Below are 15,626 nucleotides of genomic sequence, written 5' to 3'. Positions count from 1 at the left end.
TCTAACATCCGGCGCAACGCCGGGTCAATGGATCCGGCTGCCCCAGAAACCCGCGAGGAGGCCCCAGGGTGAGCAGCGTGACCGGCACCGCAGCCGCGGACCCGACCGAGGTGATCTGCCTCGGCGAGTCCATGGTCACGTTCATGCCCTCACGGCCCGGGCGCCTCGCCGACGTCCCCTCCTTCGCCCGCACCATCGGCGGTGCCGAGTCCAATGTCGCCTGTGCGCTCGCCGCGGCGGGGCACCGGGTGAAATGGGTCAGCCGCGTCGGTGCCGACGGGTTCGGCGACCACCTCGTCGAGGCGATCGGCGCGTACGGGGTCGACACCTCGGCCGTCGGCCGTGATCCGGACCGGCCCACCGGCATCTACTTCCGCACCGCGACCGACCGGTCAACCGACGCGCACGAAGTCGCGTACTACCGCGCCGGTTCGGCGGCGTCGGCGATGTCCCCGATGACCCTGCCGTACGCCGAACTCACCGGCGCGCGGGTCCTGCACCTGTCCGGCATCACCGCCGCGCTCTCCGCGGACTGCCTGGCGCTGATGCTCGAACTCACCGAACGGCGCGAGGGGCGGCCGCTGGTCTCCTTCGACGTCAACCACCGGCCGGGGCTGTGGCGCGACGCCTCGGGACCGGAGGTGCTGCTGGAGCTGGCCCGTGGAGCCGACCTCGTCTTCGTCGGCGAGGACGAGGCGGCGGACGCGTGGGGACTGCACGGCGGGGCGGCGATCCGCGCGGCGCTCCCGGAGCCCGGTGTCGTCGTCGTGAAGCACGGCGCCCGGGGTGCCACCGCCTACACCGGGCCCGTGCCCGATACGGCCGCGGGGCCCGAGGACGTCGCGCCGGGCGCGGTCTTCGCCCCCGCTCCCCATGTCGATGTCGTCGCCCCGGTCGGGGCCGGCGACGCCTTCGCGGCCGGTTTCCTCTCCGGGACGCTGCGCGAACTCCCGCTGCGGGACCGGCTGCGGCACGGACACCTCATGGCCGCCGCCGCCCTGACCGTCCCCGGCGACCTCGGCGCCCCGCCCTCCACCGCACACGCCGACCGCCTCGCGGAACTGGACGACGCGGCCTGGGGGAGACTTCGACTCGGCCCCGGCTGGACCTCAGCCGTGGATGAGGAGGTACGTACGTCATGAGCCAGACCGTCGACCGCGCGCTGAGCATCCTTCCGTTGCTCGCCCAGGGACCCGCCGACCTCGGACAGGTCGCCGAACGCCTCGGCGTTCACAAGTCCACCGCGCTGCGGCTGCTGCGTACGCTCCACGAGCACGGACTGGTCTACCGCCAGCAGGACCAGCGCTACCGGCTCGGGGCCCGGCTGTTCGCCCTGGCACAGGAGGCCGTCGAGAACCTCGACGTACGCGAGATCGCCCACCCCCATCTCGTCACCCTCAACGAGCAGATCGGGCACACCATCCATCTCGCCGTGTACGAGGAGAGCGAAGTCCTCTACATCGACAAGGTCGAGAGCCGCTACCCGGTACGGATGTACTCGCGGATCGGCAAGCCCGTCGCGATCACCGTCGCGGCGGTGGCGAAGCTGCTGCTCGCCGACCTGCCCGAGCCCGAGCGGCGCGCGGTCGCCGAGAAGCTCGACTACCCCATGTACACATCCCGTTCGACGCCGAACGCCGGTGCGTTCCTCAGAGAACTCACCGTCGTACGCGAACAGGGATGGGCCACCGACCTCGGCGGCCACGAGGAGTCCATCAACTGCATCGGCGCACCCATCCGGGGCGCCGACGGCCGGGTCGTCGCCGCGATGTCGGTGTCCGCGCCGAACGTCGTCGTCACCGGCGAGGAACTCCTCACCCTGCTCCCGCTGGTGCGCCGCACCGCCGACGCCATCAGCCGGGAGTACTCCGGTTCCGTGACTCCGCACTGATGACGGCCGACCATCGAGCTCGCGCTCGACCGCGTACGACCGACCCATCGAGCTCGACCGAGTACGACCGAGCACACCGCCGGTACGACACACCCCAGCACGACACCGCCCGAAGGAAGCTCCATGACCGAGAAGACCGCGATCACCCCCGCCACCCACACCGAGCCGCCCGCCAAGTTCTCCCACGGCGTCAAGAAGGGCAACATCCTTCAGGTCGCCGGGCAGGTCGGATTCCTTCCGGCCGTCGAGGGCCAGGCCCCCACCCCCGCGGGCCCCACACTGCGCGAGCAGACCCTCCAGACGCTCGCCAACGTCAAGGCGGTCCTCGAAGAGGGCGGTGCGAGCTGGGACGACGTGATGATGATGCGCGTCTACCTCACCGACGTCGGCCACTTCGCCGAGATGAACGAGATCTACAACGCGTACTTCGCGGAGCAGAACCTGAAGGCCCCCGCCTCCGCGCGCACCACGGTCTACGTCGGACTGCCCGCCGGGCTCCTCGTCGAGATCGACGCGCTGGCGGTTCTCGGCTGATCGTCCGCTGACCTTGCCCGACCACACCCCCCAGCACACACCCCACGGCCCGGCGCCCGTCCCCGGGGCGCCGTGCCGCGGTCCCCCCTACCCGAAAACACCTCGAACGACAGGTTCCGCCATGCTCCTCGCCGCTGACGCGCCGCCACCGGCCCCGCCGCACACCGGTGGACTGCTCCTCCTCATCGACGGCACCGCCGGTCTGCTGACCGTCGCCGCCCTCGGTATCGCGCTGCTTCTCGTGCTGATCATCAAGCTGAGGCTCCAGCCGTTCGTCGCGCTGCTCGCCGTCTCCATCGCGGTGGGTCTTGCCGCCGGCCTCTCCGTCACCGAACTCTTCGGCACCGTGCAGAAGTCCGCGGCCGTCTCCGTCATCGAGACCGGTATGGGCGGCATCCTCGGCCATGTCGCGATCATCATCGGACTCGGCACCATGCTGGGCGCGATACTCGAAGTGTCCGGCGGCGCCGAGGTGCTGAGCTCGCGTCTGCTGGGCCTGTTCGGTGAGAAGCGCGCCCCGCTGGCCATGGGACTGACCGGTCTGATCTTCGGTATCCCGGTCTTCTTCGACGTCGGCATCTTCGTCCTCGCGCCGATCGTCTACGCGGCGGCCAAACGCTCCGGCAAGTCGATCATCCTCTACGCGATGCCGCTGCTGGCCGGCCTGTCGATGACCCACGCCTTCCTCCCGCCGCACCCCGGTCCGGTCGCCGCCGCCGGTCTGTTCAAGGTCTCGCTGGGCTGGGTCATCCTGATGGGCCTGGTGGTCGGCATACCCGCGGTCCTCGCCGCCTGGGCGTACGCCGCGTGGATCGGCAAGCGGCTGTTCGTCGAGGTGCCGCAGGACATGCTGGAGGCCGCCGAGGACGCCAAGGCCGCGATAGCCGCCGAGCGCAAGGACCGGCTGGGCGACGGCGCCACCGAGGGGCCCGTGTCGCTCGCCACCGTGCTGCTCATCATCGGTACGCCGCTGGTGCTGATCCTGGCGGCGACGTTCTCCTCCATCGCGCTGGACGAGTCCACGCTCCGGTCGGTCGTCGAGTTCTTCGGCAACCCGTTCGTGGCGCTGACGATCGCGCTCTTCCTCGCCTACTACCTGCTCGGCATCCGGCGCGGCTGGTCCCGCAAGTCCCTGGAGCAGGTGTCGACCTCGTCGCTCAAGCCGGTCGGCAACATCCTGCTGGTCGTCGGCGCCGGCGGGGTGTTCGGCGCCGTCCTCAAGGCCAGCGGCGTGGCCCAGGCGCTCTCCGACACCTTCAACGACGTCGGCCTGCCGGTCATCGTCCTCGCCTATCTGATCTCGCTGGTGCTGCGGGTGGCGCAGGGTTCGGCGACCGTCGCGATCGTCACCACGGCAGGCATCGTGCTGCCGCTCGTGGAGAACGGCGGTCACTCGCAGGCCTTCCTGGCCCTGGTCATCATGGCCATCTCGGCCGGTTCGATCTTCGCCTCGCACGTCAACGACGGCGGCTTCTGGATCGTCTCCAAGTACTTCGGCATATCCGAGCGCGACACCCTGAAGTCGTGGACGGTGCTGGAGTCGGTGCTGTCGGTCGCCGGCTTCGCGGTCGCGGCGGCGCTCAGTCTCGTCGTCTAGGCGTCCGTACGGGGGTGCTCCCTACGGACGAAGGCGCCCGGGACGGTATCCGTCCCGGGCGCCTCGGTCTGCCCGCGCGTGTCAGCTCGCGCAGGTCAGCTCGCGCAGTACTGCTGTTCCTTGCCGATCGAGCGGTACATGCAGTCCGAGTTCTCCAGCAGTTGCAGCACGGCGTCCCGGTTGCGGCTGGTCTCGCGCTCGATCACCTCGTCGGGCGGGTAGAAGCCGCCGCCGCCGAAGCCCGTCGGGTACATCTCGAAGGTGTACGCGAAGATCTTCTGATTGCCCCACAGCCAGTCGTCGATCGAGCCGTCCGTGATGTAGAGGTCGCTCGACTGCTCGGGTGTGTAGCCGTTGCTGGCCGCCATCTTCCTGCCGACCGCGGCGAACGCGTCACGGTCGTCCTTCGTCAGCCCCGGCGCGGTGTCCGCGGTGGTGTACCCGTACGGCCACAGCACCAGTTCGCTGTAGGTGTGGAAGTCGATGCCGGTCCTGATCTGCTGCTTGCCGCCGACCACGCGGCTGCGGGCGAAGTCGGCGACGACCTTGACCTCGGGCCCGGACTCGGCGGCACGGCCGCGGTAGGTCTCGGAGCTCGGGGAGCCCGACGAGCCGTTGCAGCAGCCCCACTTGAAGTTCCAGTTGCGGTTGAGGTCGGTGCCGACGGCCGACGAACCGGTGTTGGGCTGCCGGTTCTTGCGCCAGCTGCGGTACGAGCCGGAGGCGATGTCGTACTCGCCGCCGTCCGGATTGATGTCCGGGATGATCCAGATCTCCCGGCCGTTGACGGCGTTGGTGACCCGCGAGTCGGTGCCGTAGTCGTCACCGAGCTCGCGCAGCAGATACAGCGCCATCTCCACCGTCAGATGCTCGCGCGCGTGCTGGTGGTGGGTGAAGAGCACCTCGGGCTCGGCCTCGTCGGTCGCGACGTTGTCGCTGATCTTGACGGCGACGATGTCCCGGCCCTGATAGCTCTTGCCGATGACCCGCTTGCTCATGATGGCCGGGTGGGCGGCGATGCGCTGGTCGATCTCCGCGGTCATCTCGGCGTAGTTGTGATAGCGCGAGTCGGCCGACGGGAAGTCGAACGGCTCCACGGCCGCGCCACCGGTACGGGCCGGCGGGCCGGGCAGCGCCGTCAGTTCGTAGCCGAGTGCGCGAAGCCGTTTCGCCTGGGCGTCGTTCGCGCTGACCACGGCCGAGCGGGCGTCGGTCTCGTCGATCGAGACGCCGGTGGCGGCGATCGCGGTACGGGCCGCGACTCCGGCCGCGCCCTTGATCTCGTACTGAAGGGTCCGTTCCTCCGCGGCGGCCGCGGGGGTGGTGGCGGGGGCCCGGGAATCGTCCGGGGGTGCGGCGTTGGCGGTGAGCGGTGCTGCCACCGCGAGCGCCAGCAGGGCGGCGAACGTGACCGTCCTCCGGCCGCTGCCGCGTATGCGAAGTCGCATGCTGTTCTCCTGGGTGTGGAGGTGGGGGGTTGCGCAGGTGCGACACGTCGTGCGGGTGTGTGCGCACATGGTGCGACTCTGGCATGACCCGGTCAAGAGGGAACCTTCGGCCATCCCGTCCCCGATTCGTACGGACCCCTTGCGCGATCACTCCTCCACCGCTTACGTGACCTGAGCCACACGCCGGTACGAGTGAGAAGGCGGCCCGCACATGTCAGGCACCACCGAGAGCAGCACCGACGAGTCCGTGTCCCGACCCCGCAAGTCCAGTTGGAAGTACATCGGCCCCGGCATCGTCGTGGCGGCGACCGGTGTCGGCGCCGGCGACCTCGTCGCCACGCTCATCGCCGGCAGCAACTTCGGCTACACCCTTCTGTGGGCCGCCGTTCTCGGCTGCGTGGTCAAGATCTCGCTCGCGGAGGCGGCCGGCCGCTGGCATCTGTCCACCGGGCGCACGCTCTTCGACGGCTGGGCCGACCTCGGCCGCTGGACCACCTGGTTCTTCGTCGTCTACGTGGTGATCTGGGGCTTCGTCTACGGCGCGGCCGCCATGTCCTCCAGCGGCCTTCCCCTCCAGGCGCTGTTCCCGGGCGTGATGGACCTCGAATGGTGGTCCATTCTCACGGGCGTCGTCGGTCTGGTCTTCGTCTGGTTCAACAAGTACAGCGTCTTCGAGAAGGTCATGACCGTTCTCGTGGGCGTGATGTTCGTGGTCACCGTCTATCTGGCGATCCGTGTCACCCCGAACCTCGGCGACGCCTTCGCCGGTCTGCTGCCCGTCCTGCCGGACGAGAAGGACTCGATCCTCAACACCCTGGGCCTCATCGGCGGCGTCGGCGGCACGATCACGATCGCCGCGTACGGCTACTGGGTCAACGCCAAGGGCTGGACCAACACCGGCTGGATGAAGGTGATGCGGCTCGACAACCGCGTCGCGTACATCACCACCGGCATCTTCGTGGTCGCGATGCTCTTCGTCGGCGCCGAGCTGCTGCACTCGGCCAACGTGGCCATCGCGAGCGGTGACAAGGGGCTGATCCAGCTCGGCGACATCCTGGAGAAGGAGTACGGCCAGGCCACCGCCACGTTCTTCCTCATCGGCTTCTTCGCCACGTCGTTCACCTCGCTCATCGGTGTCTGGCACGGCGTGAGCCTGATGTTCGCCGACTTCGTCGCGCGCTACCGCAAGGACCGCGCCGACGCCGGCGGGGTCACGGGCGAGGAAGTGGCCTCCGGGGCGCGCGAGCGGTCGCTGCCGTTCCGGCTCTATCTGCTGTGGCTGACCTTCCCGCCGATGGTGCTGCTCTTCCAGGGCCAGCCGTTCCGCCTGGTGATCATCTACGGCGTCCTCGGCGCGGCCTTCATGCCGTTCCTGGCCCTGACCCTGGTGTGGCTGCTCAACTCCGCCCGTACTCCGCGGGAATGGCGCAACGGCAAGCTCAGTAACTCGATGCTGGTGGTCTCCGGACTGCTGTTCCTGGTGCTGGCGACCAAGCAGATCGTCGACCAGCCGTGGGCGGACTTCTTCTGACCCCTCCCGTCGCTTCCGGAGAGGCCGGACACGGACAGGGCCCGTCCCCGCCGGGGGAGCGGCGGGGACGGGCCCTGTCATCGGCCGGGGGTTACGGCAGGCCGTGCACGTGCGGGCCCACCGCGTTCGACCAGGCGTTGCCGGCCGTCGCGTCCCAGTTCGTGGACCAGGTCATCGCGCCCCGCAGACCCGGGTAGGTCTTCGAGGGCTTGAAGGAACCGCAGTTCGTGCCCCGGGCGAGGCAGTCCAGCGCGTTCTTCACGATCGACGGGTCGACATAGCCGCTGCCCGCGCCCCGCGTGGAGGCCGGCACACCCAGTCCCACCTGGGAGGGGTCGAGACCGTTCTCCAGCTGGATGCAGGCGAGTGCCGTGAGGAAGTCCACGGAGCCCTGCGAGTAGACCTTGCCGTCGCAGCCGAGCATCGAACCGCTGTTGTAGTACTGCATGTTGACGACCGTGAGGATGTCCTTCACGGCCAGCGCGGTCTTGAAGTACTCCGAGCCGGTGTTCTGCATGTCGATGGTCTGCGGCGCCATCGTCAGCACCAGCGAGGTGCCCGCCTTCTGCGACAGCTGGCGCAGCGCCTTTGTCAGATAGGTGGAGTTGATGCCGTGCTCCAGGTCGATGTCGACGCCGCTGAAGCCGTACTCCTGCATCAGCGCGTAGGCGCTGTTGGCGAAGGCCGTGGCGGAGGCGTCACTGTTGACGGTGACGTTGCCCTTCTCACCGCCGACCGAGATGATCACCGACTTGCCCGCGGCCTTCTTCGCCGCGACGTCGGCCTTGAAGTCGGCGACCGAGGCGTAGCCGACCGCCGGGTCGAGGTTGAAGACGATCTGGCCCGGTGTGGCGGTGGAGTCCGCGAAGGAGACGGCGATGATGTCGTACTGGGACTGCACATCGCGGAGCTTCTGCACGGTCGCGCCGTTGTTGAAGTTCTGCCAGTAGCCGGTCAGGGCGTGCTTCGGCACGGCCGGGTTGCCCGGGTTCCCGGTGCCCTGGCTCGTCCTGCCGGTGACCGCGGCCGACTTCGGGGACTCGCCCGCGGAGTTCGTCGCCGTCACCTGGAACTGGTACGAGGTGTTCGCCGCGAGCCCGGAGACCGTCGCCGAGGTGCCGCTCGCCGACTGGACCCTGGTCCCGTCGCGGTAGACGTTGTAGCCGGCCGCGCCCGACACCGCGCCCCAGTTCAGGGAGACGGAGGAGGAGGTCACCGAGCCGACCGACACCCCGGCCGGTGCGGAGGGGATGCCGGGCTCGGGGTCCGTGCCGCCGCCTCCGTCGGGACCGAAGACATTGACGTCGTCCGCGATGTAGGCGGCCTGGCCGTACCACCCGTGCGTGTAGACGGTCACCGAGGTGGTGCTCGCGCCGGTGCGGAAGCTGGTCGACAGCTGGGTCCAGCTGCTGCTGCCGGGCGTCCAGGTGGAGACGTCGGTGGTGCCGGTGCCGGTCGCGCCGAGGTAGGCGTACCCGCCCTGCACCCAGGCGGCCAAGGTGTAGGTCGAGTTGGGCTTCACGGAGACGGTCTGGGTGCACCTGGCGTTGTCCTGGCCGGCCGGTGTCGCCTTCAGCGCGGAGGAGCCGGTGCGGACGGGGGAGGAGGTGTTCGCACCACTGCCGCCGGAACAGGTCCAGTTGGAGAGTCCGGACTCGAAGCCGGCGTTCTTGGCGACGTTGATGTCGGCCGCCTGAGCGGTGCCTGTGCTGCCCACGATGGAGATACCGGCTCCGACGGCGAGCGCCAGGGCTCCGCCGAGCCATCTCCGCGAGCGTGTGGTGCGGTCCACTTTGCAGCCTCCGGTGGGGGAGTTGGGGGTGTGGAGGGGGTCTCGGAACGGTGGCCACCGCTGGGCGTACAAACTGGTCCAGACCAATAAGGTTGTCAAGACCTCTGACACCGATTCGTATACGGACGCTCTTCGTCGGTTTTCGGCCAAAGGTGGAGGGTGCGGGTCCCGTTTTCCCGCCACCCGGGCCCAGTTGCCCGGCGACGGCCGATTCGACCGGGCGTTCGGCATTCCGCATTCACTCACGCGTTACGGGAGTCAACTCCTGACCCCTAAGTCCGGTTTGGCCTGTGCGGAGAGTGCGCGTGTTGAGGCTCTCGGTTCTGAAAGGTGTTCTCTGCCTCCGAACTCGTGGATAAAGTGCTGAGGCAGGAGCGATGAGCAGTAGGTAACTGCGGTCACGGGTCCCCCGGCGGCCGGAGCTGAACGGGGAACCAGCGTGCCGACCGCAATAGCTGTCACCAGCGCAGATCTGGTGCTACCGCCGATGGACCACCACACGCCCACGGCGGCTCTGCTGCAGGCGCCGGACGTTCAGCCGCTGGATGCCGCTCTCTCGGACATGACGGTTCTGCTGGAACAGCACGGCTATGTGATCGCCCTCTATCCGGCCTCGATTCCGCTCGCCCACGAACGCAGGCTGCACACGGTCCGGTCCGTACTGGAGAGCAGTCGCATCGCCCTCCTGAAAGTGGATCTTCCACCCCTGGCGACGGCCGTCCTGGTGCGCCAGCTGCGGCAGTTGTCGATCTGCGACTTCAGCGCCGGAATCGTCGCGTCCGCGGCCCGGCTGCTCTCCCACTACATCTACGCCGGAGCGCTGCTCAATTCCGTCACCCGGCTCGACCGGGTGCCGGTGAGCCTCAAATCCCATGCGAAATCGTGGGTTCCGGGTTCGCAGTTCGGCGTCCTCGCCAATCCCGACCCCGAGCTGATCAGGATCGGCACCGGCCTGCTCACCGGCCCCGAGTTCGTCACCCGGCTCGCGGTGGCCAAGGGGCAGCTCCAGTCCGACTGGGTGACCGCGACCCTGGCCCCGGCATGGCAGACGCAGAGCCTGGAGGAGGCCCGGCTGCCCGCCGACTCGCCGGTCTGGTGGGGCACCGGCCGACTGATCGAATTCGCGGCCTTCCTGCCCGACATCTCGGTTCTCTACCAGCTGGTTTCATCCGTACGGCGAGAGGTGTGCACCTGGTGCGGAATCGAACTCATCGGTGACCGCTGCGGCTTCTGTTCCGCACCTCTCGCGGCGGCCGAGAACCGCACTCATGAGCCCCGTGCGCTGAGCCGGGGAACGTCCTCGTACCACGGACCGTGAACCGCCGGCCGGGCCGCCCGTGTCGAACGGCCTGCCGAAAGCGCGTCCCCCACCGCACTTCTCGCTCTGTCCGCTCCGCCAGTCCACGTCTGCGAACGAGGTTGTCCAGCCCATGAATTCACGCCAACGCCGCGGCATCATACTTCTGCTCCTCTCGGTGCTGTGCGCCCTCGCGGCGTTCGCCGGCGTGATTTCCGTGATCAGCGACGTGAATTCGAAGGTCGGTCCCGAGGTTTCCGCCTATCGGCTCAAGGCCGATGTCTCTCCCTATACGCCTTTGCGGCGGGACCAGTTCGAGAAGATCTCGATGCCCCGGCGCTGGCTCTCCGACAGCGCGGTGACCGACCTGTCCGTGGTGAACGGAAAGATCGCCGTGACGCAGCTGCGCAAAGGGTCGCTGCTCCAGGACGACATGATCGTCAAGCGGCCGGTGCTCGCCTCCGGTGAGCAGGAGATCGCCATCATGATCGACGCCGCCACCGGAGTGGCCGGAAAGATCACCCCGGGGGATCTGGTCAACATCTTCGCGACCTTCGCCGGTAAGGACGAAGGCGACCCGGACCAGTCCCGGATCATCGTCCCCAACGCCAAGGTGATCGACGTCGGCCGGCTCACGCCGCTCGAACCCAAGGACGACAAGCGCTCCAGCGGCCCGCGCGAGGCCGTGCCGATCACCTTCGCGCTCAACACCACCGACGCCCAGCGCGTCGCGTACGCCGAGTCCTTCGCCGAGCATGTGCGCCTCGCGCTTCTCGCCAAGGGCAGCCCGGCCACATTGCGCCCCGGTGACAGCACCTACACCCTCGACGAAGACAAGAACAGGTGAGGGCTGTATGACCACACGCATCCTCCCGGCCGTCGGCGAACCCGATGCGGCCCGGTCCATCACCACCCTGCTGAGCCAGCTCCCGGACGCGGAGCCGGCCGCGCCGGTCGCCGACTCGACCTCGCTGCTCGACATGCTGGCCCGGCTGGCGTCCGAGTCGCTCGACGAACTGCCCGAGGTCGTGCTGGTCCACGAACGCATCGGCCCGGTCCCCGCACTCGAACTGATCCGGGAAGTGGCCCTGCGCTTCCCCGCGGTCGGCGTGGTCCTGGTGTCGGGCGACGCGAGCCCCGTCCTCTACTCGGCCGCCATGGACTCCGGCGCCCGCGGACTGGTCGGACTGCCGCTGTCGTACGAGGAACTGGCCCAGCGGGTCCAGGCCGCCGCCGGCTGGTCCGTCGGCGTGCGGCGCCACCTCGGCCACGGCGGCGACGTGTTCAGCGGGCCCGGCGGCACGGTGGTCACCGTCAGCGGCGCCAAGGGCGGTGTGGGCGCCACCGTCATCGCGGTCCAACTCGCGCTCGCTGCCCAGGCGTCGGGCCGTCCGGTGGCCCTCGCCGACCTCGACCTCCAGGCCGGGGACATCGCCTCGTACCTCGATGTCCAGTTCCGCCGCTCGATCGTCGACCTCGCCGGGATCCAGGACATATCGCCGCGCGTCCTCCAGGACGCGCTGTTCGCCCACCAGACGGGGATGGGGCTGCTGCTCGCCCCCGCCGAGGGCGAACGCGGCGAGGAGGTCAACGACCGGGCCGTGCGCCAGATCGTCAGCGCGTTGCGCAACCGCCACGAGGTGGTGATCATCGACTGCGGCACCCAGATGAACAGCGCCAACGCGGCCGCGATCGAGATGGCCGACATCACGCTGCTGGTGACCACCCCGGACGTGGTCGCCGTCCGCGCTGCCAAACGCATGGTGCGGATGTGGGACCGGCTCCAGATCCGCAAGGCGGAGGAGACGGTCGCCGTGGTGAACAGGCACACCCGCGGCACCGAGATCCAGCCCCCGCTGATCGAGAAGATCACCGGCACCCGGGTCTCGCGGATCGCCGTCCCCGCGAACTTCAAGGAGCTTCAGCCCGTCGTCGACGCGGGTCGGATGCAGGACCTGGAGTCCCGGTCGACCGTGAAGCAGGCCGTGTGGGGGCTGGCGGGCGAACTCGGCCTCGTACGCGCACCGTCAGGTGACCAGAAACAGGGCAGGTTACGCGGCGACAGGGGATCGATCGGTGTCCGGCGGGCACGGTCGAGGTGACTGCGGTGAGGGGGCACGTCGAGCGATGAGATCTCCAGCGACAGCGACAGCGATATGCGCGGTGGTGGCGCGGATGCGTGGCGACCGGGGCGAGGCGCCCGCGGCGGCGCGGTCCCGAGTTGACCGGGGTCGGGCATCGGTGGCGGCGCGGATGCGTGGCGACCGGGGTCAGGCCGCGATCGAGTTCACCGGCACGGTCCCGGTCATCCTCGCCACGCTGGTCCTGCTGTGGCAGGCCGCGCTGCTCGGCTACACGTTCTCGCTCGCCGGGAACGCCGCGGACGCGGCGGCCCGGGCGGGGGCGGTGGACGGCGACTGCTCGGCCGCCGGTACGGAGGACCTGCCGGGTGCCTGGCAGGGCGGTGCGAGCGTGAGCTGCGGTGACGCCGGTGACCTGGTGACGGCCACGGTCAGCCTCGACGTGCCCGTCCTCTTCCCCGGCAGCGTGAACTTCCCCTTCCGCTTCGATGCCGATGCCTCCGCGGCCCGAGAGGACAGGCCGTGAGGCGCCGCCGGGACGACCGCGGCCAGGCCGTGAGGCGCCGCCGGGACGACCGCGGCCAGGCCGTGAGGCGCCGTCGGGACGACCGCGGCCAGGCCGTGAGGCGCCGTCGGGACGACCGCGGCCAGGCCGTGAGGCGCCGCCGGGACGACCGCGGCCAAGCCGCCCTCGAATACGCGGGCGTCATCACCCTGCTGCTCTTCGTCGCCCTGGCCGCGATCCAGCTCGGCATCGTCGCCTACACCGCCCAGCAGGCCGGCACCGCGGCCCGCGCGGCCGCCCGCGTCGCCTCGCACGGCGAGGGCGGCGGCGAGGCAGCCGGTTACGCGGCCATGAGCGACTGGCTCGCGGACGGGGCCCAGGTGAGCGCCCCCACCGAGGGCGGCGAGGTCACGGCGACCGTCACGATCCAGGTCCCCGCCCTGCTGCCGGTCTTCGACTTCGGCTCCGCCCGACGGTCCGTCACCATGCCGGTCGACGAATGACCCCGCCACACCGTCGCGGACGGCGAGAGGAGATGACGTCATGAGCCTGCGGTCACGCATCAGCAGTCCGGAGCCGGTCAACGGCCACAGCGAGGAGAACCGCCTCGTCGGGGTCTACCGCGCCAAGCTCCTGGAGGAGATCGACCTCGCGGAGATGTCCTCGCTCGCCGCCGCCGAACGGCGGGCCCGGCTGGAGCGCGTACTCGGCCACATCATCAGCCGCGAGGGCCCGGTGCTGTCCACCGTCGAGCGCTCGCAGCTCATCCGCCGCGTCGTCGACGAGGCGCTCGGCCTCGGCATCCTGGAACCGCTGCTCGAGGACGCGTCCATCAGCGAGATCATGGTCAACGGCCATGAGCAGGTCTTCGTCGAGCGCGGCGGCCGGCTGGAGATGCTCCCGCTGCGTTTCTCGTCCAACGAGCAGCTGATGCAGACGATCGAGCGCATCGTCTCCACCGTCAACCGCCGTGTGGACGAGGCCAATCCGATGGTCGACGCGCGACTGCCCTCCGGGGAACGTGTCAACGTCATCATCCCCCCGCTGTCCCTGACCGGCCCCATCCTCACCATCCGGCGCTTCCCCCGGGCGTTCACACTCGCGGAGATGATCGCGATCGGCTCGCTCGACGAGCAGATGACGCTGCTGCTGGCGGGACTGGTGCGGGCCAAGTTCAACGTCATCGTCTCCGGGGCGACCGGCACCGGGAAGACGACGCTCCTCAACTCCCTGTCCGCCCTGATCCCCGAGGGCGAACGCATCGTCACCATCGAGGACTCCGCCGAGCTCCAGCTCCAGCAGGCGCATGTGATCACCCTGGAGAGCCGGCCGCCCAACGTCGAGGGCAAGGGCCGCGTCACCATCCGCGACCTCGTCCGCAACTCCCTGCGTATGCGCCCCGACCGCATCATCGTCGGTGAGGTCCGCGGAGGAGAGACGCTCGACATGCTCCAGGCGATGTCGACCGGTCACGACGGATCGCTCGCCACCGTCCACGCCAACAGCGCCGAGGACGCGCTGATGCGCCTCCAGACACTGGCGTCCATGTCCGAGGTCGAGATCCCGTTCGTGGCGATCAAGGACCAGATCAACAGCGCCGTCGATGTGATCGTCCAGCTCACCCGCCACGCCGACGGCTCCCGCCGGGTCACCGAGATCGCCGTCGTCGACTCCTACGGCCGTGAGGAGTACCGCATCGTCTCCGTCTGCCGCTTCAACGCCCAGCCGATGTCCGCCGACGGGCGGATCCACGGGCGGTTCGAGTACTACCCGGTGCCGCGGCGGGTCGCGGAACGCCTCTACATGAAGAACGAACCGCTGCCACCCGCCTTCGGCATCGCCGCCTCCGAGGCCCAGCTCGCGGTCCGCAGGTCCCTCCTGTGACACGGCCACGACCCGGGCGGCCGCCCCTGCCCCGCCGGCCACCCTGAGGCCGCCGACGACTCCGATGACACGCCCACGCCCACGCCCCCGACCGCACCCCGAGAAGGTCCCGCCGCCATGGACAACCTCCCGCTCCTGACGATCGGAGTCACACTGCTCGCCTGTGTGCTCTGCGTCGTCGGCGTGCACGCGTACTCCTCCGGCAGGGCCCAGCGCCAGGCACTCGTCGAGCGCATGTCGCAGACGGGCCCGCTCGCCCTTCCCTCCGGCAGGCGACGGCGGTTCGGCGGTGTCGACCGACGGCTGCGCGGGACACGGCTCGGCAACCGCATCGAGCGGAAGATCGCGGTCACGGGCCTCGACCTGACGCCCGGCGAGTACGTCGTCTACGTGGTCGCGGCCCTGCTCACCGTGTACGTCGTCGTCGGCGCGATCTTCGCCCCCTTCTTCGGTGTGCTGGCCGCCGTCGCGAGCCTGTGGGGCGCCAACGCCTTCCTCAACTGGCAGCGCGTCAAGCGCACCGAGGCGTTCATCGCCCAGCTCCCCGAGTTCACGCGCGTCCTCGCCAACGCCACCCAGGCCGGGCTGGCGCTGCGCACCGCGCTCGCGATGGCCGCCGAGGAGCTCGACGACCCGGCGGGCCACGAACTGGGCATGGTCGCCGACCAGTTGGCGCTCGGCCAGTCGCTGGACGACGCGCTCGGCGAACTCGCCGAACGGCTGCCCTCCCGCGAGCTCATCGTCCTGGTCACCACCCTCATCCTCGCCAACCGCGCCGGCGGCCAGGTCGTCACCTCGCTGCGGAACCTGACCGAGACGCTGGAGGAACGGAAGGAGACCCGCCGGGAGGTCACCACGATGCTCTCCCAGATCAAGGTCACCGCCCTGGCCGTGCCCCTCCTCGGGCTCGGCTTCCTCCTGATGATCAACGCGATGACCCCCGGCGCCCTCGACAAGATGACGGGTTCGGTGGTCGGCCAGTCCGCCACGCTCATCGCCTTCGGCCTGTACGCCCTGGGCGCCTTCCTCATCCGCCGTATGTCCAGGATCCAGGTCTGAGAGAGGG

Annotated in this window: 14 protein-coding genes; 12 read left to right on the top strand and 2 right to left on the bottom strand. The window is 69.6% G+C overall.

Annotated elements, in window-relative coordinates:
- Positions 1-77 precede the first annotated feature (77 nt).
- The 4 genes from RPQ07_RS13595 to RPQ07_RS13580 all read left to right on the top strand — a co-directional run bounded on the left by RPQ07_RS13595 (position 78) and on the right by RPQ07_RS13580 (position 4,022).
- Positions 78-1,142: a sugar kinase gene (locus RPQ07_RS13595; RefSeq protein WP_313948884.1), complete on the top strand. Its 1,065-nt coding sequence runs from the start codon at positions 78-80 to the stop codon at positions 1,140-1,142.
- A complete protein-coding gene (locus RPQ07_RS13590; protein WP_313944397.1) occupies positions 1,139-1,891 on the top strand; it encodes an IclR family transcriptional regulator in 753 nt (250 codons plus the stop codon). Before RPQ07_RS13595 ends, RPQ07_RS13590 begins: the two co-directional genes overlap by 4 nt.
- A gap of 123 nt (positions 1,892-2,014) precedes the next feature.
- Positions 2,015-2,425, top strand: a complete 411-nt coding sequence (locus tag RPQ07_RS13585; RefSeq protein ID WP_313944396.1) for a RidA family protein — start codon at positions 2,015-2,017, stop codon at positions 2,423-2,425.
- A 121-nt stretch (positions 2,426-2,546) separates the two neighbouring features.
- Entirely contained in the window at positions 2,547-4,022 is a 1,476-nt protein-coding gene (locus RPQ07_RS13580; protein ID WP_313944395.1) for a gluconate:H+ symporter, read from the top strand.
- A gap of 95 nt (positions 4,023-4,117) precedes the next feature.
- Here RPQ07_RS13580 and RPQ07_RS13575 read toward each other — a convergent pair whose 3' ends face one another.
- Positions 4,118-5,470 (bottom strand): M14 family metallopeptidase, encoded by a 1,353-nt coding sequence (locus tag RPQ07_RS13575; protein ID WP_313944394.1) that lies wholly within the window; start codon positions 5,468-5,470, stop codon positions 4,118-4,120.
- 211 nt (positions 5,471-5,681) lie between these two features.
- Here RPQ07_RS13575 and RPQ07_RS13570 point away from each other — a divergent pair, with 211 nt between their 5' ends.
- Positions 5,682-7,001, top strand: coding sequence for an Nramp family divalent metal transporter (locus RPQ07_RS13570; protein ID WP_313944393.1), 1,320 nt, complete (start codon positions 5,682-5,684; stop codon positions 6,999-7,001).
- Positions 7,002-7,092: 91 nt separating this feature from the next.
- Here RPQ07_RS13570 and RPQ07_RS13565 read toward each other — a convergent pair whose 3' ends face one another.
- Positions 7,093-8,793 (bottom strand): chitinase, encoded by a 1,701-nt coding sequence (locus RPQ07_RS13565; RefSeq protein ID WP_313944392.1) that lies wholly within the window; start codon positions 8,791-8,793, stop codon positions 7,093-7,095.
- A gap of 487 nt (positions 8,794-9,280) precedes the next feature.
- Here RPQ07_RS13565 and RPQ07_RS13560 point away from each other — a divergent pair, with 487 nt between their 5' ends.
- The 7 genes from RPQ07_RS13560 (at position 9,281) to RPQ07_RS13530 (ending at position 15,619) form a co-directional block, all read left to right on the top strand.
- Positions 9,281-10,111, top strand: a complete 831-nt coding sequence (locus RPQ07_RS13560) for a hypothetical protein (protein WP_313948883.1) — start codon at positions 9,281-9,283, stop codon at positions 10,109-10,111.
- A 112-nt stretch (positions 10,112-10,223) separates the two neighbouring features.
- Positions 10,224-10,937 carry a Flp pilus assembly protein CpaB gene (cpaB, locus tag RPQ07_RS13555; protein ID WP_313944391.1) on the top strand — a complete coding sequence of 238 codons (714 nt, stop codon included), beginning with the start codon at positions 10,224-10,226 and terminating at the stop codon, positions 10,935-10,937.
- A 7-nt stretch (positions 10,938-10,944) separates the two neighbouring features.
- A complete protein-coding gene (locus RPQ07_RS13550) occupies positions 10,945-12,192 on the top strand; it encodes an AAA family ATPase (protein WP_313944390.1) in 1,248 nt (415 codons plus the stop codon).
- A 151-nt stretch (positions 12,193-12,343) separates the two neighbouring features.
- Complete coding sequence (locus RPQ07_RS13545; RefSeq protein WP_313944389.1) at positions 12,344-12,697, top strand: TadE/TadG family type IV pilus assembly protein; 354 nt, start codon at positions 12,344-12,346, stop codon at positions 12,695-12,697.
- A complete protein-coding gene (locus RPQ07_RS13540) occupies positions 12,694-13,179 on the top strand; it encodes a TadE/TadG family type IV pilus assembly protein (protein WP_313944388.1) in 486 nt (161 codons plus the stop codon). Before RPQ07_RS13545 ends, RPQ07_RS13540 begins: the two co-directional genes overlap by 4 nt.
- A gap of 40 nt (positions 13,180-13,219) precedes the next feature.
- A complete protein-coding gene (locus tag RPQ07_RS13535) occupies positions 13,220-14,560 on the top strand; it encodes a CpaF family protein (protein ID WP_313944387.1) in 1,341 nt (446 codons plus the stop codon).
- A 117-nt stretch (positions 14,561-14,677) separates the two neighbouring features.
- On the top strand, positions 14,678-15,619 hold the full coding sequence (locus tag RPQ07_RS13530; RefSeq protein WP_313944386.1) for a type II secretion system F family protein: 942 nt from the start codon (positions 14,678-14,680) through the stop codon (positions 15,617-15,619).
- The last annotated feature ends 7 nt before the right edge of the window (positions 15,620-15,626 follow it).

Origin of the sequence: Streptomyces sp. AM8-1-1 (genome assembly GCF_032229325.1) — a bacterium.
In the GTDB taxonomy this organism is placed as follows: Bacteria; Actinomycetota; Actinomycetes; order Streptomycetales; family Streptomycetaceae; genus Streptomyces; species Streptomyces achmelvichensis.
This window is presented reverse-complemented; position numbering and strand designations above follow the sequence as displayed.